This is a genomic window from Micropruina sp., assembly GCF_047602385.1.
In the GTDB taxonomy this organism is placed as follows: Bacteria; Actinomycetota; Actinomycetes; order Propionibacteriales; family Propionibacteriaceae; genus Micropruina.
Window position 1 is genome coordinate 113,898 of the sequence record NZ_JASGHL010000001.1, and the last position, 23,316, is coordinate 137,213.

The 23,316-nt window shown below is 70.4% G+C and carries 16 protein-coding genes; 10 read left to right on the forward strand and 6 right to left on the reverse strand.

All coding sequences use genetic code 11. From position 1 onward, the window contains the following. Positions 1-40 precede the first annotated feature (40 nt). The 3 genes from QM711_RS00565 (at position 41) to QM711_RS00575 (ending at position 5,683) form a co-directional block, all read left to right on the forward strand. Complete coding sequence (locus QM711_RS00565) at positions 41-2,878, forward strand: vitamin B12-dependent ribonucleotide reductase (protein ID WP_415095780.1); 2,838 nt, start codon at positions 41-43, stop codon at positions 2,876-2,878. Positions 2,879-3,092: 214 nt separating this feature from the next. Continuing rightward, complete coding sequence (locus QM711_RS00570; protein WP_415095781.1) at positions 3,093-4,346, forward strand: allantoate amidohydrolase; 1,254 nt, start codon at positions 3,093-3,095, stop codon at positions 4,344-4,346. Further along, positions 4,343-5,683: a formimidoylglutamate deiminase gene (locus QM711_RS00575; protein ID WP_415095782.1), complete on the forward strand. Its 1,341-nt coding sequence runs from the start codon at positions 4,343-4,345 to the stop codon at positions 5,681-5,683. Before QM711_RS00570 ends, QM711_RS00575 begins: the two co-directional genes overlap by 4 nt. 82 nt (positions 5,684-5,765) lie before the next feature. Here QM711_RS00575 and QM711_RS00580 read toward each other — a convergent pair whose 3' ends face one another. The 5 genes from QM711_RS00580 to QM711_RS00600 form a co-directional block, all read right to left on the reverse strand. Beyond that, positions 5,766-8,495 carry an FtsX-like permease family protein gene (locus QM711_RS00580; RefSeq protein WP_415095783.1) on the reverse strand — a complete coding sequence of 910 codons (2,730 nt, stop codon included), beginning with the start codon at positions 8,493-8,495 and terminating at the stop codon, positions 5,766-5,768. Beyond that, positions 8,492-9,199, reverse strand: coding sequence for an ABC transporter ATP-binding protein (locus QM711_RS00585; protein ID WP_415095784.1), 708 nt, complete (start codon positions 9,197-9,199; stop codon positions 8,492-8,494). The genes QM711_RS00580 and QM711_RS00585 overlap by 4 nt, the downstream gene beginning before the upstream one ends. Beyond that, on the reverse strand, positions 9,196-9,768 hold the full coding sequence (locus QM711_RS00590) for a PadR family transcriptional regulator (RefSeq protein WP_415095785.1): 573 nt from the start codon (positions 9,766-9,768) through the stop codon (positions 9,196-9,198). The genes QM711_RS00585 and QM711_RS00590 overlap by 4 nt, the downstream gene beginning before the upstream one ends. Positions 9,769-9,980: 212 nt before the next feature. Then, entirely contained in the window at positions 9,981-10,484 is a 504-nt protein-coding gene (locus tag QM711_RS00595; protein ID WP_415095786.1) for a DedA family protein, read from the reverse strand. Positions 10,485-10,535: 51 nt separating this feature from the next. Beyond that, positions 10,536-11,789: an acyltransferase family protein gene (locus tag QM711_RS00600; protein ID WP_415095787.1), complete on the reverse strand. Its 1,254-nt coding sequence runs from the start codon at positions 11,787-11,789 to the stop codon at positions 10,536-10,538. Positions 11,790-11,869: 80 nt separating this feature from the next. On the opposite strand from QM711_RS00600, the gene QM711_RS00605 reads away from it, so the two are divergent. From QM711_RS00605 to hrpA, 6 genes are all read left to right on the forward strand, one after another. Beyond that, complete coding sequence (locus QM711_RS00605; protein WP_415095788.1) at positions 11,870-12,802, forward strand: AEC family transporter; 933 nt, start codon at positions 11,870-11,872, stop codon at positions 12,800-12,802. Positions 12,803-12,882: 80 nt separating this feature from the next. Next, complete coding sequence (locus QM711_RS00610) at positions 12,883-13,824, forward strand: T3SS (YopN, CesT) and YbjN peptide-binding chaperone 1 (RefSeq protein WP_415095789.1); 942 nt, start codon at positions 12,883-12,885, stop codon at positions 13,822-13,824. Positions 13,825-14,116: 292 nt separating this feature from the next. Then, positions 14,117-16,492 carry a phosphoketolase gene (locus tag QM711_RS00615; RefSeq protein ID WP_415095790.1) on the forward strand — a complete coding sequence of 792 codons (2,376 nt, stop codon included), beginning with the start codon at positions 14,117-14,119 and terminating at the stop codon, positions 16,490-16,492. A 17-nt stretch (positions 16,493-16,509) separates the two neighbouring features. Further along, entirely contained in the window at positions 16,510-16,902 is a 393-nt protein-coding gene (locus tag QM711_RS00620) for a pyridoxamine 5'-phosphate oxidase family protein (protein ID WP_415095791.1), read from the forward strand. 9 nt (positions 16,903-16,911) lie between these two features. Next, complete coding sequence (locus tag QM711_RS00625) at positions 16,912-17,781, forward strand: universal stress protein (RefSeq protein ID WP_415095792.1); 870 nt, start codon at positions 16,912-16,914, stop codon at positions 17,779-17,781. A gap of 236 nt (positions 17,782-18,017) precedes the next feature. After that, positions 18,018-22,055, forward strand: a complete 4,038-nt coding sequence (gene hrpA / locus QM711_RS00630; RefSeq protein ID WP_415095793.1) for an ATP-dependent RNA helicase HrpA — start codon at positions 18,018-18,020, stop codon at positions 22,053-22,055. Positions 22,056-22,089: 34 nt separating this feature from the next. On the opposite strand, the gene QM711_RS00635 is transcribed toward hrpA, so the two are convergent. Beyond that, positions 22,090-22,530, reverse strand: a complete 441-nt coding sequence (locus QM711_RS00635) for a MarR family winged helix-turn-helix transcriptional regulator (protein WP_415095794.1) — start codon at positions 22,528-22,530, stop codon at positions 22,090-22,092. A 75-nt stretch (positions 22,531-22,605) separates the two neighbouring features. Between QM711_RS00635 and QM711_RS00640 the strand changes: the two genes are divergently transcribed. Then, positions 22,606-23,256 carry a maleylpyruvate isomerase family mycothiol-dependent enzyme gene (locus QM711_RS00640; protein WP_415095795.1) on the forward strand — a complete coding sequence of 217 codons (651 nt, stop codon included), beginning with the start codon at positions 22,606-22,608 and terminating at the stop codon, positions 23,254-23,256. Positions 23,257-23,316 lie beyond the last annotated feature (60 nt).

Below are 23,316 nucleotides of genomic sequence, written 5' to 3' on the forward strand. Positions count from 1 at the left end.
GCGTGCGGCCCCAGATCACACCCGAAAGAAGGCACAACCCATGACCGAAACCGCCCGTGCCGGAAGCCGTCGATCCGCCAGGCCGTCGGGGCTGACGTTGCAGCGCGTGTTCACCGCCGAGGGTGTGCACCCCTACGACCAGGTCGCCTGGGAGTCGCGCGATGTCGTCCAGACGAACTGGAAGACCGGCGAGACGGTGTTCGAACAGCGAGGTGTCGAGTTCCCCGATTTCTGGAGCGTCAACGCGTCCACGATCGTCACCACCAAGTACTTCCGCGGCGCGCTGAATACGCCGGCTCGTGAGACCGGCCTGCGCCAGCTGATCGACCGGGTGGTGACCACCTACCGCCGCGCCGGCGAGAGCAACGGCTACTTCGCGACGTCCGGCGACGCCGACATCTTCGAGCACGAGCTGACCTGGATGCTGCTGCACCAGTACTTCAGCTTCAACTCCCCGGTCTGGTTCAACGTCGGCACCAAGTCCCCGCAGCAGGTCAGTGCCTGTTTCATCCTCAGCGTCGACGACTCGATGGACTCGATCCTGAACTGGTACAAGGAAGAGGGCTTCATCTTCAAGGGCGGCTCGGGTGCCGGCCTCAACCTCTCCCGGATCCGCTCCAGCAAAGAGCTGCTGTCCTCGGGCGGGACGGCCTCCGGCCCGGTCAGCTTCATGCGCGGCGCGGACGCCTCGGCAGGCACCATCAAGTCCGGCGGAGCCACCCGCCGGGCCGCGAAGATGGTGGTTCTCGACGTCGACCACCCCGACATCGAGGAGTTCATCGAGACCAAGGCCCGCGAAGAGGACAAGATCCGCGCGCTGCGCGACGCCGGCTTCGACATGGACCTGGGCGGCAAGGACATCGTCAGCGTCCAGTACCAGAACGCGAACAACTCGGTTCGGGTCAGCGACGAGTTCATGCGCGCGGTCGAGGACGGCGCCGAGTTCGGCCTGCGATCCCGGATGACCGGCGAGGTGATCGAGACCGTCGACGCCCGCCAGCTGTTCGACAAGATGGCCAAGGCCGCCTGGGAGTGCGCCGATCCCGGCATCCAGTACGACGACACCATCAACGCCTGGCACACCAACCCCGAGACCGGGCGGATCACCGCGTCCAACCCGTGCTCGGAGTACATGAGCCTCGACAACAGCTCGTGCAACCTGGCCAGCCTCAACCTGCTGAAGTTCCTCGGCGAGGACGACACCTTCGACGCCGCCACCTTCGTGAAGGCGGTCGAACTGGTCATCACCGCGATGGACATCTCGATCTGCTTCGCCGACTTCCCGACCGAGGCGATCGGCACGACGACCCGCGACTACCGCCAGCTGGGCATCGGCTACGCCAACCTGGGTGCGCTGCTGATGGCCGTGGGCCGTGGCTACGACTCCGAGGGCGGACGGGCGCTGGCGGCGTCCATCACCTCACTGATGACGGCCACCAGCTACCGCCGCTCGGCCGAGCTGGCCGCGATCGTCGGCCCCTACGCCGGGTACGCCCGCAACGCGTCCGCGCACCAGAAGGTGATGCGCAAGCACCAGGCGGCCAACGACGAGGTGCGCACATTCACCGATCTCGATTCCACGGTGCATGACGTGGCGACCGACGAGTGGGCGAAGGTGGTGACCCTGGGCGCGGCCAACGGCTTCCGCAACGCGCAGGCGTCCGTGCTGGCACCCACCGGCACCATCGGCTTCATGATGGACTGCGACACCACCGGCATCGAGCCGGACTTCTCGCTGGTCAAGTTCAAGAAGCTGGTCGGCGGCGGGTCGATGCAGATCGTGAACCAGACCATCCCGCATGCGCTGAAGCGGCTCGGCTACACCGACGAGACCGTCGAGGCGATCGTCGAGTACATCTCCGAGCACGGCCATGTGGTCAACGCGCCGGGGCTGAAGACCGAGCACTACGAGGTCTTCGACACCGCAATGGGCGAGCGGGCGATCCGGCCGATGGGCCACGTCCGGATGATGGCCGCCACCCAGCCGTTCCTGTCCGGCGCCATCTCCAAGACGGTCAACCTGCCCGAGTCGGCCACCGTCGAGGAGATCGCCGAGGTCTACCTGCAGGGCTGGAAGCTCGGCATCAAGGCGCTGGCGGTCTACCGGGACAACTGCAAGGTCGGCCAGCCGCTGTCCGACGCGAAGAAGAAGGAAGAGCCCGCCGCGGTCGAGGCGGCACCGAAGCCCGAGGTGCGGGTCGAGTACCGGCCGCGCCGGCAGCGGCTGCCCAAGTCGCGGGCCAGCCGGACGACCTCCTTCTCGGTCGGCGGTGCCGAGGGCTACATGACCGCCGGCGCCTACGACGACGGACGCCTCGGCGAGGTCTTCCTGAAGCTCGGCAAGCAGGGCTCGACGCTGGCCGGCGTGATGGACGCCTTCTCGATCGCGATCTCGATCGCGCTGCAGTACGGCGTGCCGCTGGAGAGCTACGTGCAGAAGTTCACCAACATGAAGTTCGAGCCGGCGGGCATGACCGACGACGCCGACATCCGGATGGCGCAGTCGATCATCGACTACATCTTCCGCCGGTTGGCGCTGGACTACCTGTCCTTCGACGAGCGGGCCGAGCTGGGTATCCACACCTCCGCCGAGCGGGCTCGCTACGTCGAGACCGGTTCGTACCTCTCCGAAGAGGACGAGGCGGCGCTGATCGAGTCCGAGGCGCTGAAGAACGACGCCGGCGACGAGGTGAAGGTGCACGAGGACGGGCCGAACCAGCCTGCCCTGGTCGAAGCGCATTCGACCGCCGAGGTCTTGGAGAAGATCTCCGGCATGGCGATCGACGCGCCACTGTGCATGACCTGCGGCACCAAGATGCGGCGTAGCGGCAGCTGCTACATCTGCGAGGGCTGCGGCAGCACCAGCGGCTGCAGCTGAGGCCTCGGAGCGGGCGGAGGGGACGGGTTCCCTTCCGCCCGCTCGCCATTTCACCGGCGACGCGATCGATGCGGCTGTCGGCGTGAGCGTCGAAAGGCTCAATCAAACGAGCGGCCCGTCGGGGCGTCTCGGATTCCAGACGCGGTAATCGATCATCTCGCAGCTAGCCGCCGCGAGGTGTGACATGGAAACGTTTCATCTCGCTGGAGGAGCCGTGACCGCATTGCCGACTGGATCCCGAGCCGCCGAGCCGGAGCACGCATCGTTCGACCGGATGTGGGCAGAGCTGGCCCCAGTCGGACGTGATCGGGCCACCGGCGGCTATCGGCGGTTCGCCTGGACTCCGCAGGACGCAACCCTGCGCGAATGGTTCGCAGCGGAGGCCGCTCGCCGGGGTCTTGATCTGGTGACCGACCGGGTGGGCAATCTGTGGGCCTGGCGGGGCGACCCGGACGCCGGGGTCGCCGCGGGCAGACCCGCACTCGTGCTCGGCTCGCACCTGGACTCGGTGCCCGACGGCGGCGCTTTCGACGGCCCGCTGGGGGTGGTGTCGGCCTTCGCGGCCCTCGACCAGCTGGACGCCGCCGGCTTCAGCCCCACTCGTCCGCTCGGCATCGCCTGCTTCGGAGACGAGGAGGGTGCCCGGTTCGGGGTGGCCTGTGCCGGATCGCGGCTGCTCACCGGCGCGATGACGGCCGAGCGAGGTCTGAGCCTGGCCGACGCGGACGGCACCACGATGGCCGACGCGATGCGGGCGTCCGGGCATGACCCGTCCATGGTGGGCCGCGACGAGGAGACGCTCCGCCGGGTCGGGACGTTCATCGAACTCCACGTCGAACAGGGCCGAGCGCTGGGTGATCCCGGTCACCCCGCCGAAGGTTCGGTGGCGGTCGGCTCGTCGATCTGGCCGCACGGCCGTTGGCGGTTCGATCTCGCCGGCCGGGCCGATCACGCCGGCACCACCCGGCTGGAGGATCGTGACGACCCGATGCTGATCGCGGCCGCGGTGATCCAACAGGCCCGGGCCGCCGCCCAGCACTTCGGCTGCGTCGCGACGGTCGGCAAGCTGCGGGTGCTGCCCAACGGGGTCAACGCGATCCCGTCGTTGGTGCAGACCTGGCTGGATGCCCGGGGTGCCGACGCCCACGCCGTCCGCAACGCCGTCAGCCACCTCGCCAGCACCGTCGGGCAGGACGCCATCGAGGAGTCCTGGACCGACGCCACCGACTTCGACGCCCCGCTGGTGCGCCGACTCTCGGCACTGCTGGATGCCCCGGTGCTGGCCACCGGCGCGGGCCACGACGCCGGCATCCTGGCCACCACCGGCGTCCCGACTGGAATGCTGTTCGTCCGCAACCCGACCGGCATCTCGCACTCGCCCGACGAGCATGCGGAGACCGACGACTGCCATGCCGGCGTGGACGCCCTGGTCCGGGTGGTCGAGGCGCTGGCCGGGGAGCCGGAGTGAGCGGCTACTGGCTGGAGCACGCCTGGCTGCCGGATGGCGTCCGGTCGGGTGTCCTCGTCGAGGAGGCCGACGGCCGGATCACCGCGGTGACCAGCGGCGTCCGGACCCCGCCGAAAGGTGCCGAGACGTTGCCGGGAATCGTCCTGCCCGGCCTGGCCAACGCCCACTCGCACGCCTTCCACCGGGCGCTGCGGGGCCGCACCCACGGCGACGGCGGCACCTTCTGGACCTGGCGCGAACAGATGTATGCCCTTGCCGCCCGCCTCGATCCGGACAGCTACCGGCAGCTCGCCACCGCCGTCTACACCGAGATGGCAACCGCCGGAATCAGCTGCGTGGGGGAGTTCCACTACCTGCACCACGCCCCCGGCGGCGCGCCCTATGACGAGCCGAACGCGATGGGCCTGGCCCTGGTCGACGCAGCGGCGGCGGCCGGAATCCGGATCACCCTGCTGGACACCTGTTACCTGTCCGGCGGTCTGGACGCCGGGGGACACCGGCCTCTGGAGGGTCCGCAGCGCAGGTTCGGCGACGGGGACGCGTCCGGCTGGCGGACGCGGATCGAGCGGCTCCTGATGCCGGAGGGACAGTTGCCCCCGCACGCCCGGCTGGGTGCCGCGATCCACTCGGTCCGTGGCGTCCCGGCCGATCAGCTTTCCGGTGTCGCCGCAGCGGCCGCCGACCATGGCTTGCCGCTGCACGTGCATCTCTCCGAGCAGCCGGCCGAGAACGAGACCACCCAGGCTCATTACGGCTGCACGCCCACCGAGCTGCTGGCCCGGTCCGGTGCCCTGGGCAAGGACACGACCGCCGTCCACGCCATCCACCTGAGTGAGAGCGACATCGAATTGCTGGGCGGCAGCGGCACCGCGATCTGCGCCTGCCCGAGCACCGAAGCCGACCTGGCCGACGGCATCGGCCCGTTCCCGAGGCTGTGCAGGGCTGGCAGCCCGCTCTGCCTGGGCAGCGATCAGCACGTCGCGATCGACCTGCTCGGCGAGGCCCGGCGGCTGGAGCAGCACGAGCGGCTGGCGTCCGGACGCCGCGGCAGCTTCGCCCCCGGCGACCTGTTGCATGTGGCGACGCAGGCCGGCCATCGCGCCCTGGGCTGGACCGACGCCGGACGGATCGAGCCGGGCGCCCGGGCCGATCTGGTCGCGGTCGACCTGGCCAGCGTCCGGACGGCCGGAGCCGACCCTGCCCAGATCGTGATGTGTGCCGCCGCCGCCGACGTCACCGACGTGATCGTGGACGGACACCGGGTCGTCCGCGGCCGGCGACACCTGCTCGGGGATCCCGGACGGCTGCTCGCCGAAGCACTCGCATTCGCCGGTTGAGCTTGTCGAAACCAGCTACGGGTCTCAACAAGCTCGACCAGCGGTGGTGGCTCGACCAGCGGCGGCGCGAGCGGCGAATGGCCTAGTCAGCGATGCGTGTTGTAGCCGGGGCCCTGGAAGTCGCCAGCGCCGCCACTGCGCCGGCAACCACGGGTACCCCGATCGTAAATACCCCGGCGGCCAGCCAGGGCAACACCACGACTGGTTCGGCGTCTTCCCAACTGGTGGAGATCGCCCCCAGCGGTGCGCCGAGCGCCATCCCGAGCAACGATCCCAGTCCGGACGCCAGCAAGCCCAGCACGGCTGCCTGCGCCATCGCCAGCCGGCGGGTCAACGCCGGTGGCGCGCCGACCGCGGTGAAGGTGGCCAGGAACGGGCGCAGCTCGGCCGCGGCCAGGATCGTCGACATGGCCGCGCCGATCACCGCCAGCAGGGCGAGGGTGCCTGCGATCAGCCACAGCACCGGCTGCGGCTCCGGCACGAAGCCGTGCTCGACCTGGACGTCGATTCCCGGAGCGGCCAGCGCCTCGCGCAGCGCCGCCTCGGTGGCGGCGGTGATCGGGCCGTCCGGGTCGTCCACCAGCAGCTGCCACAACTCCACCGACCAGCCCAGGGTGACGGCGGTCGACGTGCTGGCCAGCACCGAATAGCGGGCCGGCGGCGCCCCGCGGCCGATTACCTCGGTGCTGATCGCCAGGGCCGGGAGCCACTCGGTTCGCTGCTTCGCCCCGATCATGTAGTCGACATAGGCGACTTGCAGCCGTCCCCGGTCCAGCTCGTTCACCGAGGTGCCTTCGAATCCTGGCACAGGCTCGGTGTTCACCAGCAGCCTGCCGTGCGTCAAGGCGTCGGCCTGCGCGGCGTCCAACCCGAACAGCCGCACCAGATCGGCGGTGGCGCCGACCAGGATGCCGGAGCCTGGATAGGCGAACACCGAACGGCAGCGCGATGTCGCCCGACCCTGCCCGTCGAACAGGTCGGCCGCCGTGCAACCCTTCCGCAACCCGGCGATGTTGAGCGTGTCCCCGTCGTCGCCACCGGGCCTGGGCACGGCGGTGCCCGCCACAGACGTGGTCCGCAGCCGAGGGTCAACCGAACGGACGGTGGCCGCGACGCCGGCCCGGCCCGACTCGCTCTCAACGCCCGTGATGACGGCCTGGCCGGCACGCGTGACCGGGATGTGGCGCCGGGCGCGGTCGGCATCGCCGCTGCCCATCGCCGTCCACACGGCGGTGAGGATCAGCACGCCGCCGGCCACCGACGCGACGATCGCGGTCGCCCGGCCACGGTGCCGGGCCAGGTCGCGCAACGCCATTCGCAGGGCGACCGGAGCGCCCGACCCCAGCCGGGCCAGTAGCCGCAGCAGCGCGGGCGTGCTGAGCAGCAGCCCGGCCAGAGCGGCCAGGCCACCCGCCAGCACCAGCCAGGGGACCATCGAGTTCGCGTCGCGGGGCAGCGTTGTCGACCACCAGGTAGCAGCCAATCCGGTGGTGAGCAGCAGGACGCCGGCGATCGGCGCGCCGCGTCCGGGCGGAGCCGAACGGGTGGTGCCGCTCAGCGCCGAAACCAGAGACAGCCGAGCCAGGCCGCGGGTGGTCACCAGCGCCGAACCGAGCGCGGTCAGCGTCCCCAGTGCGAGCAACAGCGCCAAAGCCAACCCGGGCACGTCCAGCGGACCGTGCGTTTCGGCCGGATCCGAGGCCCACACCGGCCACAATGCGATACCCGCCCCCGTGCCGACCACTGTGCCGGTGAGCGTGGCCGTCGAACCGACCAGCAGGGCCTGCCCGAGCGCGACCCGGCGCAGCTGCCGCGGCTCGGCACCGTTGAGGGCGGCCAGTGCCAGGCTGCGTCGCTGACGTGCGGCACCGATCGCGAACGCCGGTCCGACCAGCAGCGCGACCTCCACCAGGCCGACGACCAGCGCGACGTCCCCGATTCCGAAACCGAGCCCCGACCGCGGCAGCGGACGCGGCGGGTGCGCGACGATCGCCATACTGGTGGTGGTGAAGCCGTGGCTGGCCAGCCGGGTCGCGTCCTCCCAGGTCACGGTCCGGTCGCCGGGCACCAGGAATCCCAGTTCGTCGCTCGTCTGTTGCGGGTAGCCGAGCAGGTCGTAGCTGCCGAGCAGCTGCAGGTCGGCGCGTCCGACCACCGTGTAGCCGGCCGCGGTGTCGCCGAGGGTGAGCCGGACGTCCCCGCCGGTCGGCAGGCCGGAACGGACGCCGCGCGCGGTGACCAGGACCTCGCTGGGCGAGGCCGGCAGCCGACCTTCGGTCAGCCGGATCACGTCGGCCATCGCCGGGCTGCGCGGATCGACGCCCACCATGAGCAGCCCGACTTCGGCGACGCCGAAGGTAGGACTGCTCCAGGTGATCGCGCTGACCGGCCGGTCGAGGAATCGCGCGACCGCGGCCTCGCGCGAGGCCAGCGACTTTCCCCAGCCGGGCAGGGTCGGTGCCTCGGCCGCTGCCGGTTCGTCCTCGGGAACCACGTCCCCGTAGCTGTTCAGCGAGGGCTCGAACGGACGCCCGGACCAGTGAATGACGGCCTGATTCCCGCCAGTGGCCAGCCTGGCCCGCTCGATCGGCGACAGGTCGAACGAGGCGACCAGCACCTGCGTGGCGGCCAGGATCGCCACCGGGACGGCGATCATCAGCCAGACGAACCAGCTCCGTCCGCGATCGCGCCGGACGTCGCGGCGCGCCATCCGCAGTGCCAGCCGCCATCCGGTCCACCAGGAGCGGGTTCGGGGTTGGACCGGTCCGAGCGGGACGTCGGCGGCCGTCCGGGCCGCCACGGCGGTGCTCACGCCGGCACCCGCTCGGCGCGGACCGCGGTGCCGTCCACCACGACGCCGTCGCGCAGATAGATCACCCGGTCGGCCCAGGCGGCATGCCGCGGTTCGTGGGTGACCAGCAGTCCGGCCGCACCGCCGTCGCAACGGGCCCGCAGCACCGCCAGCACCTCTTCGCCGGTCACCGAGTCGAGCGCGCCGGTCGGCTCGTCGGCCAGCACCAGCCGGCGCTCGCCGACCAGGGCGCGAGCGATCGCCACCCGCTGCTGCTGCCCACCTGAGAGCTGGTCGGGGAACCGGTCGGCCAGCCCGCCCAGGCCAAGGTCTTTCAGGACGGCTCGGGCGTCCTGTCGCGCCGCCAGGATCGGATGGCCGTCCAGTTCCAGGGGCAGCGCGATGTTCTCGGCGGCGGTCAGGGCGAGAATCAGGTTGTAGCTCTGGAAGACCACCCCGACCCGCCTGCGCCGCAGCTGGGCGAGCTGGTCGGGCTTGAGGCCACCAAGCACGACGCCGTCAATGGAGACTTCACCGCCGGTCGGCTGGTCCAGTGCCCCGGCCAGGTTCAGCAGGGTCGATTTCCCGCTTCCGGACGGCCCCATCACCGCCACCAGTTCGCCGGGCCACACCTCCAGGGACACGCCGCGCAGGGCGTGTACGACCGTCTCGCCGCTGCCGTGGGTGCGGACGACGTCGGTGAGCCGAAGGGCGGGCGCGCTCATCGCCGCATCTCCGCGGTCTCGTCGGCGACGACGTCGGTCGGCGCGGGCGTGACCGTGCCGAACCGGCGCACGCTCGCCTCGACCTGGTCGAGCCAGCGGATCTCGGCCTCGGCGGCGAACAGCTGGTGCTCGACGACCATCAGCCAGGCCAGGTCGGCGGCCGGATCGATCGACTGCTTCAGCCGGGTGGCCTGCTGCAGCCGGTGCATGGTGGCCGAGCGCTGCGCCTGCGCCACGGCGGCCGAGTCCACCTCGGGCGAGGTGATCGCGATCGCCAGCTTGATCACCAACTCGTCGCGCGGGGTTGCCTGCCGGTCCACCGGCGTACGCCACCAGTCGGCGACCGCCTCGCGTCCGGTCGCCGTCAGCGAGTAGCGGATGCGTCCCTCGGCATCGCCGGCGTCGGCAGTGACCAAGCCGTCGCGTTCCAGCCGGTCCAGGGTGGTGTACACCTGTCCGACGTTCACCGGCCAGGTGCCGCCGGTGCGCTGCTCGAACCCCGCCTTCAACTCGGCGCCATAGCGCGCACCCTCGGCCAGCAGCGCCAGCAAACCCAATCGAACAGACATGACCCGCTCCTACATACTCGGTATATCCACTGGTCAGTCACCATATACCGAGTATGTACGTGGATGCACCCACCATCTGGCCACGGCGTGGCGCCCCGGGTTCCGAGGTCTCGACAAGCTCAACCGACGAGATCAGCCCGCGCCCCGGGTTCCGAGGTCTCGGCAGGTTCGACCGACGAGACCGGCGCTTGCCGGGCTCTCGACCGGCGAGATCAGCGCTCGTCGGAGGTTGCCTCGAGGTCCGCGACCGAGCGGCCGCGTCGCACCTGTCGGACGACGAACCAGGCCAATCCGGCCAGCGCGAGGATCGCACCGACGACCGCCGCGGCGGGGGAGTGCTCCCAGAGCAGGGTGAACGCCTCGAAGCCGACGAAGCCGACCGACCCGTAGAGGAACGCCCAGGCGGTCGAGCCGACCACGGTGGCGGGGATGTACCGGATCAACGGCATCCGGTTCGCCCCGGCGGCCAGGTTGATCACGGTCTGCACGCCGATGGTGAGGAAGGACGCAGCCACCACCGGGGCTCCCCAGGTGTTCAGCCGGGCCGCGGCGCGGCGGTATCCCGGCGTCTCCATCCAGCGGGAGGCGCGGGTCCGGGACGCCCCGCGTGCGATCAGGCGTCCGACCCAGTAGGTGGCGTTCGAGCGGGTCAGCACGATGCAGAACAGGGCGGCGACGATGAGCGGGAACGGCGCGTCCCATTGGGTCGGGTCCACCGCACCACCTTCCCTCGCCGCACGGTCAGCCTAGTGGACGGGTTGCCGAGGTCAGGGCTCTGCCTTCGTCGCCCTCGCCAGCCACGCCATCCCGGTGCCGAGCAGGGCGAGGCCGGCCAGCGACCAGGGCTCGCTGGGATGCAGCACGGTGCCGTGCCGCCAGACCAGGAACGTGCCTGCGGTGAGCAGCAGGTAGGCGGCGATCGCGCCGCGGCCGGGGGTGCGTCCCAGCGGGGGGATCAAGGCGTACTCGAGCCGTCCGATCAGCGGGATCACCGCGCCGATCAGCAGCCAGGTGACGATCACCACCGCCGGCTGCGAGAGCAAGACGCCGGTCAGTCCCGGCACCATCCGGGAGAGCCCGAACAGCGCCCCGCCGGCGACCGCGATGCACGGAATGTGCCACAGGTAGGTGGTGACGGCCAGCGCGTTGGCCACCCCGAGGCCCCGCTCCACCCGGGGCGGCAGGGTTCGGGCCACCCCGGCGCGCTCCAGCAGCCCGAGCGCGGCGACCTGGCCGGCCGCCAGCACGATCATCGCCACCGTGGGCGGCAGGACATTGGCGATCGGAATGTCGCCGAGCCCGATCGAGGACGCCGGGTAGCCCAGGCCGAACACCAGCACCGGGATCGTCGCCGCCGCGACGGCCAACGTCGCCACCGGCACCCACACCGGACCGCGCCGGAACCAGCCCCGGTGGTAGGCGATGCCCAGCTGATGGCACATCGGCCACACGGTCAGCAGATTCCAATACCGCAGGGTGAAGTCGGACGTGGCGAACGACCAGGCGTCCACCGCCGCGGCGAGCAGGGTCAGCACCAGCAGCGGCCACCAGCCGAACCGGTCGTGCCAGCTGACCATCAGTGGCGCGATCCCGACGACCACCAGATAGATCGCCACGAACCACAGCAACTGCGCGAATTGCGTGCTCAGCGCCACGCTGAGCGGGGCGGAGACCAGCCAGGCGCCGGCGGTGCTCAGCACCGTGGCGAAGCCCGCGAAGAGCAGCAGCGGGCCGACCAGCCGGCGCGCCCGGGCGGCCAGATAGTAGGAATAGCCGCGGCCCTCGGCGCGCATCCGGTCGATCACCAGGGCATGCGCGAACCCGCCGGCGATGAAGAACAGCGGAATGATCATCACGAACCAGCTGGCCGTCCACCAGGCCGCGTGCGGTTGCGGCGCCCAGGGCACCACCTGTGGCATGCCGTCGACCACCACGATCCGGTAGAGCAGGCAGTGGAAGGTGACCACCACCAGCACCGACAATGCCCGGGCCAGGTCGATCAGGTGATTGCGCTGCGACATCGGCCGACATGCTACGCGGGGGCTGACCGAATGCCGCACTGCGTCCGGCGGACCCCGGCCGCGGCGCTACGGTCGTCGGCGTGCAGGGTGCGCTGACCGGCTTCTTCACGATCGGGGCGATCGTGGCAGCCGGGGTGCTGCTGGCGCACTTTCGAGTGCTCGGCGAGCTGCAGCGCACGGTGCTGAGCCGGCTCGCCTTCCTGGTGGCGTCCCCGGCGCTGCTGTTCTCGCTGGTCGTGGACGCCGACCTGGCCCATCTGTTCTCGCGCACCCTGGTGGTGTCGATCCTGGCGATCGCGATTACCGCGGGTTGCTACCTGGTCGCCGCGCGGACGCTGATCGGGCCGCCGAACGCCCGCACGGTGATCGCCACCCTCGGCGCCTGCTACACCAACGCCGGCAACCTGGGCCTGCCGATCGCGGCCGCGATCATGGGCGACATGACCTGGATGGCGCCGATCATGCTGGTCCAGATCGGCCTGATGCAGCCGTCCGCGCTGGCGATCCTGGACACCCTGGCGGCCCGGCGGGCGGGACGGCCGCTGTCCTGGCACAGCTATCCGACGCTGCCGCTGCGCAACCCGATCACCGTCGCCGTCCTGCTCGCGGTGGCGCTCAACCTGGCCGGCGTGCGGATTCCCGAACTGCTGATGGCTCCGGTCCACCTGGTCGGGGGCGTCGCGGTGCCGGCGATGCTGCTCGCCTTCGGCATCTCGCTGCGACTCGACCCGTTGCCGCGGCGAGGTCCGCAGCTGCGCGAGGTCGGCGTCATCGTGGCGGCCAAGATCGTCCTGCAGCCCCTGCTGGCCTGGGCGCTGGGAGTCGGCTTCGGTCTGGCACCCGCCGAGCTCCTCGCGGTCACCGTTATCGCCGCACTGCCGGCCGCGCAGAACATCTACGTGATCGCCTCCCGCTACGAGGTGGGGGAGTTGCTGGCCCGCGATTCGATCTTCGTGTCCACGGTGATCTCGGTGCCGACGATCACCCTGCTCGCGACCCTGCTCGGCGGGTGACCACCGCCGGACGCGGCGCCGGACGCCGTCCCATCGGGCGCACCGGTTCCCAAGGGCCGGGCGTCCACTAGGTTGGACGCGTGGACGATCCGAACAACGCCAGCGAGGTGTACAACTTCGACCTCGAGCGCAGCACCGACGAGGCCTGGTCGGAGTTCGCCGGACGCCTCGGCGAGGTGATCTCGCACATGGACCCCGGCTCGTCGCTGCGGATCGGTTCGCTGGCCACCGAGCAGGAGGGCACCGCCCCGTTCGTGCTGTTCCGCTGCCTGTCCAACGACGACCTGGTCACCGAGGCGGCCGGCAATGCGGCATTGAGCGAGGAGTTCCAGCTGACCACCTCCCAGTTGGAGGCGCTGGACGCCTTCGGCTGGCAGCCGCCGAACGTCGACGACGGCTACCCGACGGCGAACTTCTGGCGCACCGGCAGCCAGGAACGAGCGGCCGAGCTCGCCGAGCAGGCGTCCCAGGTGCTCCGCGAGGTCTACGGGGTGCCGCATCCGGCCTTCCTGGCGCCCGATCAGCTGGCCGAGATCCTCACTCCGCCGGGGGCCCGGGAGGCGCCCACCACCAGCTTCGACGCCGACGATCTGGCCGCCCGGCTGGTCGGCGGCAAGGCCGAACTCGACCGGCTGATCGAGACCGAGCTGGTCGACCTGCTCGGCCATCAGCCGCTGCAGGACGCCGACGGCGACTTCGCGCTGCGGGTGGGCTCGACCATGGTGTTCGTCCGGGCCACCTCCGATGCCCAGGAAGTCCTGGTGTTCTCGGCCGTCGTCCACGACGTGGACGGCCGGAGCCGGGCGATGGAAGTGCTCAGCGACCTGAACACCGAGGCCCGGTTCGTCCGGTTCATGCTGATCAAGGACCGCGTCTTCGTCTCGCTGTCGATCTTCGCCCAGCCGTTCGTCCCGGCCCACCTGCACCAGGCGCTGCGGGCGGTGTCGGTGGTCGCCGACGAGATCGACGAGCACCTGGCGTCCAAGCTGCGCGGCCGGACCACCTTCTCCTCGGAGGCTTAGCCGAGATCCACCGATGGGTGGCGTAGCGAGCGGCGCGAGCTGGGTGCAACGGCAAGCCGAGTGCGCGAAGGCGTACCGGGTCGTACGGCGAGCGTGCCCGGCGCAGCCAGGGCGCCCAGCTGGGGGTCGCGCAGTAGCCGCAGATCGGTGGATCTGGGCTTAGTGCCCCGCTGATCGAGCCTGTCGAGATCCTTCCGAGCGGTCTCGGCAAGCTCGACCGACCAGGGCGGCGAAGGGTGAACTTCTGGCAAACTCCAGCTGTGGTTCGCCGAGGGTGGCTAGCGTGGAATGCATGTCAGCAACGCTCCCCGAACTGACCGAATCCGAACTCGCCGGCCTGGACGCGTGGTGGCGCGCCAACAACTACCTGACCGTCGGCCAGATCTACCTGATGGCCAACCCGCTGCTGCGCGAACCACTGGCGCCCGAGCACATCAAGCCGCGGCTGCTCGGCCATTGGGGCACCAGCCCGGGCCTCGCCTTCGTCTATGCCCACGTCTCGCGGCTGATCCGGCACACCGGGCAGGACTGCCTCTACATCACCGGACCGGGTCACGGCGGCCCCGCCCTGGTCGGCGCGTCCTACCTGGAGGGCACCTACACCGACGCCTTCCCGCAGATCACCCAGGACGCCGCCGGCCTGCTGAGGTTCTTCCGCCAGTTCTCCGCGCCGGGCGGCATCCCCAGCCACGTGTCGGTCACCACGCCGGGGTCGATCCATGAGGGTGGCGAACTCGGCTACGCGCTGATCCACGCCTTCGGCTCGGTGCTGGACAACCCTGACCTGCTGACCATCGCGGTGGTCGGCGACGGCGAGGCCGAGACCGGGCCGCTGGAGGGCTCGTGGAAGGGCATCTCGTTCGTCAACCCGGCCCACGACGGTGCGGTGCTGCCGGTGCTGCACCTCAACGGCGGCAAGATCGCCGCGCCGACGGTGCTGTCCCGCAAGCCGCGCGCCGAGGTGCGCAGCCTGCTCGAGGGTCACGGCTACGAGGTGCTCGAGGTCGAGGGCGACGACCAGCCCGGCATCCACCACCGGTTCGCCGAGGCGCTCGGCCGCGCGTACGCGTCCATCAAGGAGATCCAGCGCAAGGCCCGCGCCGGTGAGGCCGAGCCGGGACGTCCTCGGTGGCCGATGATCGTGCTCCGCACTCCGAAGGGCTGGACGGGTCCGCACATCGTCGACGGCCAGTTGGTCGAGGGCACCTGGCGGGCCCATCAGGTGCCGCTGTCCGGGGTGAAGACCGACCCGGACCATCTTCGGCAGCTCGAGGAGTGGATGCGCTCCTACCGTCCCGAGGAACTCTTCGACGAGGCCGGACGGCCGGTCGAGCTGGTCCGCAGCGCCAACCCCGACAAGCCCAAGTCGATGTCCGGGACGCCGTACGCCAACGGCGGCCTGCTCGCCGAGCCGCTCGACCTGCCCGACTTCCGCGACCTCGCCGTCCCGGTGGAGCAGCGGGCCGCCGACAAGGTGGAGTCGACCCGCAAGCTGGGCGAGTTCATGCGCGAGGCGTACCGCCGCAACCCGGACAACTTCCGCCTGTTCTGCCCCGACGAGACCAACTCGAACCGGCTCGGCGCGGTGTTCGAGGCGTCCGACCGGGCCTGGATGGAAGAGGTGGACGACACCGACAGCAAGCTGAGCCCGGACGGCCGGGTGATGGAGGTGCTCAGCGAGCACAACTGCCACGGCTGGCTGGAGGCCTACAACCTGACCGGACGGCACGGGCTGTTCGCCACCTACGAGGCGTTCGCGATGGTGTCGGCCAGCCAGACCATCCAGCACGGCAAGTGGCTGCAGGAGGCCGCCAATCTGCCCTGGCGGGCCGATGTGCCGAGCCTGAACATCCTGCTCAGCTCGACCGCCTGGCGCAACGACCACAACGGGTTCAGCCACCAGGGTCCCGGCCTGATCCAGGTGGTGCTCAACGGCGGCTCCGAGCACTCCCGGATCTACCTGCCGCCGGACGCCAACTGCCTGCTCAGCGTCGCCGACCACTGCTTCCGCAGCGTCAACTACGTCAACCTGATCGTTCAGGACAAGCAGCCGCAACCGCAGTGGCTGACCATGGACGAGGCGGTCGAGCATTGCACCCGGGGCGCCTCGATCTGGGAGTGGGCCGGCACCGAGGAGGACGCGGCTGAGCCCGACGTGGTGCTGGCCTGCGCCGGCGACATCATGACGCTGGAAACGGTCGCCGCCGCCGAGTTGATCAAGGCGTCGCTGCCGGACATCAGGCTGCGGGTGGTGAACGTGGTCGACCTGATGTGCCTGAAGCGGCCCAAGGATCACCCGCACGGGATGAGCGAGTTGTACTTCAACGAGTTGTTCACCGACAACCGGGATGTGATCTTCGCTTTCCACGGGTACCCCGGCGCGATCCATCAACTGGTGCACGGGCGTCCGGACGCCGACCGCTTCCGGGTCCGCGGGTTCATCGAGCAGGGCACCACCACCACACCGTTCGACATGGTGGTGCGCAACCGGGCCTCGCGGTACCACCTGGTGATGGATGTGCTGAACAACATGAAGGTGACCCGGCGGGGATCCGGCGATCTGATGCGGTTCTGTGAAGGGCAGCTGGCCCGGCACCAGAGCCACATCGTCGAGCATCTGGACGACATGCCCGAGGTGCGGGACTGGCGGCTGGGCGGGCAGTCCTGAGGCAGTAGGGTCGCCCTATGGCGCAGTACGGGCACCTGACCACTCTGGACGCGGGGGAATGCCGGTTGTTGCTCGCAACCCGCACCTTCGGTCGGGTCGGCTGGAACTCGGCCTCCGGAGTGCAGATCCTGCCCGTCAGCTACGGCTTGGTGGACGACCTGATCGTCTTTCGGACGGCTGCGGGCTCGCCGCTGGCGCAGCTCGTCCGTCCGGTGGAGGTGTCCTTCCAGGTCGACGACCTCGACCCGGAGACCTCGACCGGGTGGAGCGTGCTGGTGCACGGCATGTCGGGTGCGCCGGTGCAGACCCTTCCCGAGCAGATGCCCTTTCCCTGGCCGCCGGGCGACCGTCCGATCGTGATCGGCATCCTGCCCGACCACTACGCCGGGCGCTCGATCGCCGCGATCTGAGGACGTCCGATGCCGAAGCCGTACACCGGTCCGCCGCCGATCCTGGTCGGCTACGACGCGTCCGACGACGCCGTCCGGGCGCTGGAGTACGCGGCCCGGGTGGCGGCCGCCAGCAAGACCATGCTGCAACTGGTCTACGTTGCCGACGACACCGTGGTGAACAGCCCCTGGGGTCTGGTCTTCGACGCCGGCGACGTGCAGGCGACCGCCCGCCGGCTGCTCGCCGAGGCGGCGTTGATGGCCAATGCACTCGGCGTTGCCAAGAAACGGATCCGGGTCAAGGTGGCCGTCGGGTCGCCGGTCGGGGTGCTCACCCAGCTCAGCCAGAACTGCTCGATGGTGGTCGTCGGACGCCGCGCCAACACCAGCCACAGCCGCCAGTTCTCGGGTTCCACCTCGGTCGGGTTGGCCGCCTCGGTGCGCTGCCCGCTCGCCGTCGTGGCGGACGCCGCCGACTACCCGCAGGGGCCGGTGGGTGTCGCACTGGAAGCCGGCGGAGCCGGGGTGAGCGCACTGGACTGGGTGCTCGGCAATCCGTTGTTCGCCGGCCAACCGGTGAGCGTGGTCACGGTCTGCAAGGCGCCGCAGAGCCGGATCTTTCGCTCCAGCGTCAGCCAGGAACAGATCGACACCGCGATGGCGCAGACCGTCACCCAGCAGGCCGCCCTGGTCGCCGAGGTGGTCGCCCGCCACCCGTCCGCGCCGCCGATCCACACCGAGGTGCGCTACGGCTCCCCGGTGGACGAGCTCGCCGCCTTCAGCGAGACCGTGTCGGTGCTGGCGCTGGGCACCGATGTCCGCTTCCCGACCTACACCGTCGGCAGTGTCGCCCGAGGTGTGATGACCCACGCCGGCTGCCCGGTGGTGCTGGTCAAATAGGTTCCCCTCCGGCCGATCCGCGGTACGCGGGGACGGTTCTCCCGGTCACCGGGGACGGTTCTTTTGGTCACTGGGGACGGTTCTTTTGGTCACTGGGGACGGTTCTCTTGGTCACCAGGGGACAGTTGGGTCTCTCGTCCCCGCTCCTCAACTCCGGTCGCAGAGCGACCTCCGTATATCGTCGCTGCGCTCCTCAACTCCGGTCGCAGAGCGACCTCCGTATACGCTGGACGATCGTGTCTGGGGAGCAGTTGAAGCTGGCGGTCGACGCCGTGCTGCCGATCGCTGCCTGGGCCGGCGACATCGTCGCCGCCATCCGCGACAACCAGGTGGTGATCGTGGCCGGCGAGACCGGCTCGGGCAAGACGACCCAGCTGCCCAAACTCTGCCTGGCCGCCGGACGCGAACGCATCGGCCACACCCAGCCGCGCCGGATCGCCGCCCGCAGCCTGGCCGAACGGATCGCCGAAGAGATCGGGACGCCGCTGGGCGAGGTGGTCGGCTACCAGGTCCGGTTCACTGCCAAGACCAGCCGTCAGACCAAGGTCAAGGTGATGACCGACGGCATCCTGCTCGCCGAGATCGGCCACGACCGCGACCTGCGCCGCTACGACACCCTGATCATCGACGAGGCCCACGAGCGCAGCCTGAACATCGACTTCCTGCTCGGCTACCTGAAACAACTGCTGCTGCGGCGTCCGGACCTCAAGGTGATCGTCACCTCAGCCACCATCGACACCGCCCGGTTCAGCGAACACTTCGGCGACGCGCCGATCATCGAGGTCTCCGGCCGCACCTACCCGGTCGAGGTGCGCTGGCGTCCGGTGATCGAATCCGGCACCGACCGCGACCTGATCGACGGCATCTGCGACGCCGTCACCGAACTGATGCTGGACGGCCCGGACGGCGACATCCTGGTGTTCTGCTCGGGCGAGCGCGAGATCAGGGACGCCGCGGACGCCATCGCCGGCCTGGACTGGCCGCAGCTGACCCGCCGTGAGGTGGAGATCCTGCCGCTGTTCGCCCGGCTGTCCGCGCACGAACAGCACCGGGTGTTCGCCCGGCACACCAGCCTGCGGGTCGTGCTGGCCACCAACGTCGCCGAGACGTCGCTGACCGTGCCCGGCATCCGCTCGGTGATCGATCCCGGCTTCGCCCGGATTTCCCGCTGGTCGGCCCGCACCAAGGTGCAACGACTGCCGATCGAGCCCATCTCGCAGGCCTCCGCCAACCAGCGGGCCGGACGCTGCGGCCGGGTCGCGCCCGGCGTCTGCATCAGGCTCTACGACGAAGAAGACTTCACCGCCCGTCCCGAGTTCACCGAACCCGAGATCCTGCGCACCAACCTGGCCTCGGTGATCCTGCAGATGGCCCAGGCCCGGCTCGGCGACATCGCGCGGTTCCCGTTCGTCGAACCTCCGGACGCCGCCCAGATCGGCGATGGCTTGCGGCTGCTCACCGAGCTGGGCGCGATCGAGTCCGACCGGGCCGAGTCACGTGGGTTGAGCTTGTCGAAACCCGACTCGGCGGACCGAGGGGTCTCGACAAGCTCGACCAACGGTGGCGGGGCCTCGACTGATCGAGGGTTGAGCTTGTCGAAACCCGGTGCTGCGGATCGAGGGGTCTCGACAGGCTCGACCAGCGGTGGCGGCGGGGTCTCGACAAGCCCGACCAGCGGCAGGCGACGGCGAGGCGGACGTAACGACCGCGTCCGGCTGACCCCGATCGGGCATCAGCTGGCTCGGCTGCCGGTCGACCCGCGGCTGGGCCGGATGCTGGTCGAGGCAGAACGCCAGGGTTGCCTGCGCGAAGCCCAGGCGGTGGTGGCCGGGCTGACCGTGCCCGATGTCCGGGAACGACCCGCTGACAAGCAGGAACAGGCCGACCAGTTGCACCGACGGTTCTTCAGCGAGTCGCCGGAAGAAGGCAAGGACGCGCCGCGCGACCCGTCCGACATCGCCGCGCTGCTGCGGTTGTGGCGTTACCTGCGCACCGCCCGAGGGCAGCGTTCCGGCAACGCCTTCCGCCGGATGTGTCGCGCGGAGTATCTGAACTTCCTGCGGGTCCGGGAGTGGGAAGACCTCAACGAGCAGCTGAAGACCGTCTGCCGCGACCTGGGTATGTCCCGCAACGCGGAACCGGCCGGCGTCGACCGGGTGCACCTCGCGGTGCTGTCCGGCCTGCTGTCCCACGTCGGTCTGCTGGACGAACGCACCACGGCCAAGCCCGGCGACAAAAGGCCCGCCGACAAGCGTCGACGCGGCCCGCGGGAGTACCTGGGCGCTCGCGGCAGCCGGTTCGCGATCAGCCCCGGCTCGGCCGCGGCGCGGATCAACCCGCCGCTGGTGATGGCCGTCGAACTGGTCGAAACCACCCGGCTCTGGGCCCGTACGGTCGCGCCGATCGAAGAGGCCTGGGTCGAGGAGGTGGGCAGCCATCTGCTCAGCCGGACCTACTCCGAGCCGCGCTGGTCGGCCCGCTCCGGACAGGTGGTCGCCACCGAGCGGGTCACCCTGCTCGGCGTCCCGATCGTCGCCGGACGAACGGTCTCCTACGGCCGGATCGACCCCGAGGAATCCCGCCGGCTGTTCATCCAGTCCGCGCTTGTTGAGGGCCAATGGCATACCCGGCACCACTTCTGGGCCCGCAACGAGGCTGTCCGATCGGACGCCGAACAGCTCGCCGAGCGCACCCGGCGACTCGACCTGCTCGCCGACGACGCCACCCTGTACGCCTTCTACGACGCACGGATCCCCTCCGACGTGGTCTCGGTCGCCCACTTCGACCGCTGGTGGCGCGACGCCCGCCGCCGCGACGACCACCTGCTCGACCTGGCTCCCGCGGACCTGCTCACCGACGACCGGGTGGACGCGGAGCAGTTCCCCGATCACTGGAGCACCGGCGACCTCGACCTGCCGGTCAGCTACGTCTTCGACCCCGGCTCCGGCCAGGACGGCGTCACCGTCGAGATCGAGCTGGCCCAGCTGAACCAGGTAGCCGCGGACGACTTCGGCTGGCAGATTCCCGGCCTGCGGCAGGAGTTGGCCACCGAACTGATCCGGGCGCTGCCCAAGCAGTGGCGTGCCCGGCTGGTCCCCGCGCCGGACACCGCGAAACGTGCCCTGGCCTGGCTCGCCGAGAATCCGGTGGCGGGGGAGCCGCTGCCGATCGGACTGGGCCGTGCGGTGCGGATGCTCACGGGTGTCCAGGTGCCCGACGAGGCCTGGCGGATCGATGCCGTCCCCGGCCACCTGCGGGTCCGCTTCGTCGTCACTCGTGACGGTGACCAGGTGGCCACCGGCAAGGACCTGCCGGCACTGGCCGAGCAGCTCGGCGCGCAGGTGCGGCAGGAACTCAATGCCGGCGCCGCCGAGCACACCCACGCCGGTGCCAAGCAGTGGGACTTCGGTACCATCGCCGAGCAGGTCGAGGGTGCGGTGGTCGGCTATCCGGCCTTGTCGGACCGGGGAGACACGGTCGGTGTCACGGTGTACGCGACACCGGACGAGGCCGTCCGATCACACCTGCGCGGACTGCGCCGACTGGTGGTGCTGACCAGTCCCGACCCGACGAACTGGGTCGTCTCGCGGCTGAGCAACCCGGTCAAATTCGCCCTCGCCGCGTCGCCGTACCCGTCCGTGCCCGCACTCCTCGCCGACGCCCGGCTGGCCGCCGCGGGTTCGCTGATCGGTCCGTCCCGCTGGCCGAACTCATCGAACCAGCAGCCTCCGCCGACCGACCCCTGGCTGATCCGGAACAGCGCCCCCTTCGCGGCCCTCCGCGACCGGGTGCGTTCCGGCACGGCCGATCGCATGCTGGCCATCGTCACCACCACCGGTGACATCCTGCAGCGCTACCAGCGGGTCCAGTTGGCGCTGGCGTCCGCGCCGACTGAGACCCGGACCGATGTCACCGAGCAACTCGCCGGCCTGATCCACCCCGGCTTCATCGCCGCGACGTCCGAGCCGCACTGGTCCCGGTTGCCCCGCTACCTACAGGGGATCGAACTGCGGCTGACCGGTGCCCGCTCCAATCCCGGACGCGAGCGCGCCGGCGCGCAGGTGATCGACGAGCTCGAGGACGAATACGCCACGCTGTGCACCCGCTACCCGGCCGGGCCGCTCCCGGCCGCCGTCGCCGAGATCGGCTGGCTGCTGGAGGAACTCCGGGTCAGTCTCTTTGCGCAGACCCTGGGCACCGCGGCGCCGGTGTCGGCCAAACGCGTCCGGACGGCGATGGCAAGCGCGCCGGCACCGGCGACACTCACTCGCTGACTGCCGCCCCTCCGGCTGCTGCCGCGGCTTGCGATCAAGGCCCATACGGGTCGGCGATCTCGCGAAGCGAGCGGAGGATGTCGCACAACTGAGCCATCCGACGCGCGCCGAGATGTCTCGTCCACTCCGCGAGGACCGCAGCTTCCTCCACCCGCGCGATCGCGACCACCTGTTCGCCGAGCGGTGCCAGCCGGACCAGCCTGGCCCGAGCGTCGGTCGGGTCGGGCACCCGTTCCACATAGCCGAGCCGTTCCAGGCGATCCACCGCTGCGGTCACGGTCTGCTTTGCCACCTGGGCCTGTTCGGCTAGTTCGGTCAGACGGGTGCCCGCCGGCCCGATGCGCGCGGCCACCCTGCCCAGCGCGAGGGTCAGTTCGGTATGCCCGGCCGCTTGGACCGCCGCCACCACCCGGCTCTCCACAGCGCGTTGGGCGATGAACAGCAACACCGGCAGGCCGGGGATCTCCTCGGTCATGACACCCCTTGCAGATAGTCCTAGTATCGAACTATTATGATTCGATACTAGGACTATATCAGTGAGGTGGCGACGATGGACATCGATCAGGTGTGGGCAGCCATTGACACCCATCGTGGCGCCACCGCCGATCTGCTGGCGACGCTGTCCGACCAGGACTGGTGCCAGCCCTCGCTGTGTGACGGGTGGACGGTCCGCGATGTGGCGGCGCATCTCACCCTGCAACAACTCGGGCTCGTCGACGGCCTGCGGATGGCGCTGCGTCACGGCGTCCGTGACCTCAATCGCACCATTCGCGAAGCGGCGCGGGTCAAGGCATCCGCTGACCCCGCCGAGTTGATCGGGGGGCTGCGCGACACGATCGGGTCGCGTCGGCACAACATCGGCCTCACTCCCCGCGAAACGCTGATCGACATCTTGGTGCACAGCCAGGACATCGCGATCCCGCTGCGCCGGGAGTTGCCGCTGCCCCAGGTTGCGGCGGGCGAGGCGGCCTCCCGGGTCTGGTCCTATGCGGGTGGTCGGAAGGCCGCGGTGTTCCGTGCCCTGCCCGTGCGCGAGGTTCGCCTCGAGGCGTCCGATATCGCCTGGGAGATCGGGGTGGGCCCGCTGGCGCGCGGACCCATCAGCGCCGTTCTGCTGGCCCTGACCGGACGCCGTCCGGGAGTGGATGGGTTGACCGGTCCGGGTGCCGAACGGCTGCGCGTCGCCTTCGCCCGCGCCTAGCGGCGGACGGGGAACTCGGCCGTGCCGGGGAGGCAACGCACCGTCGCGTACGCCGTCGGC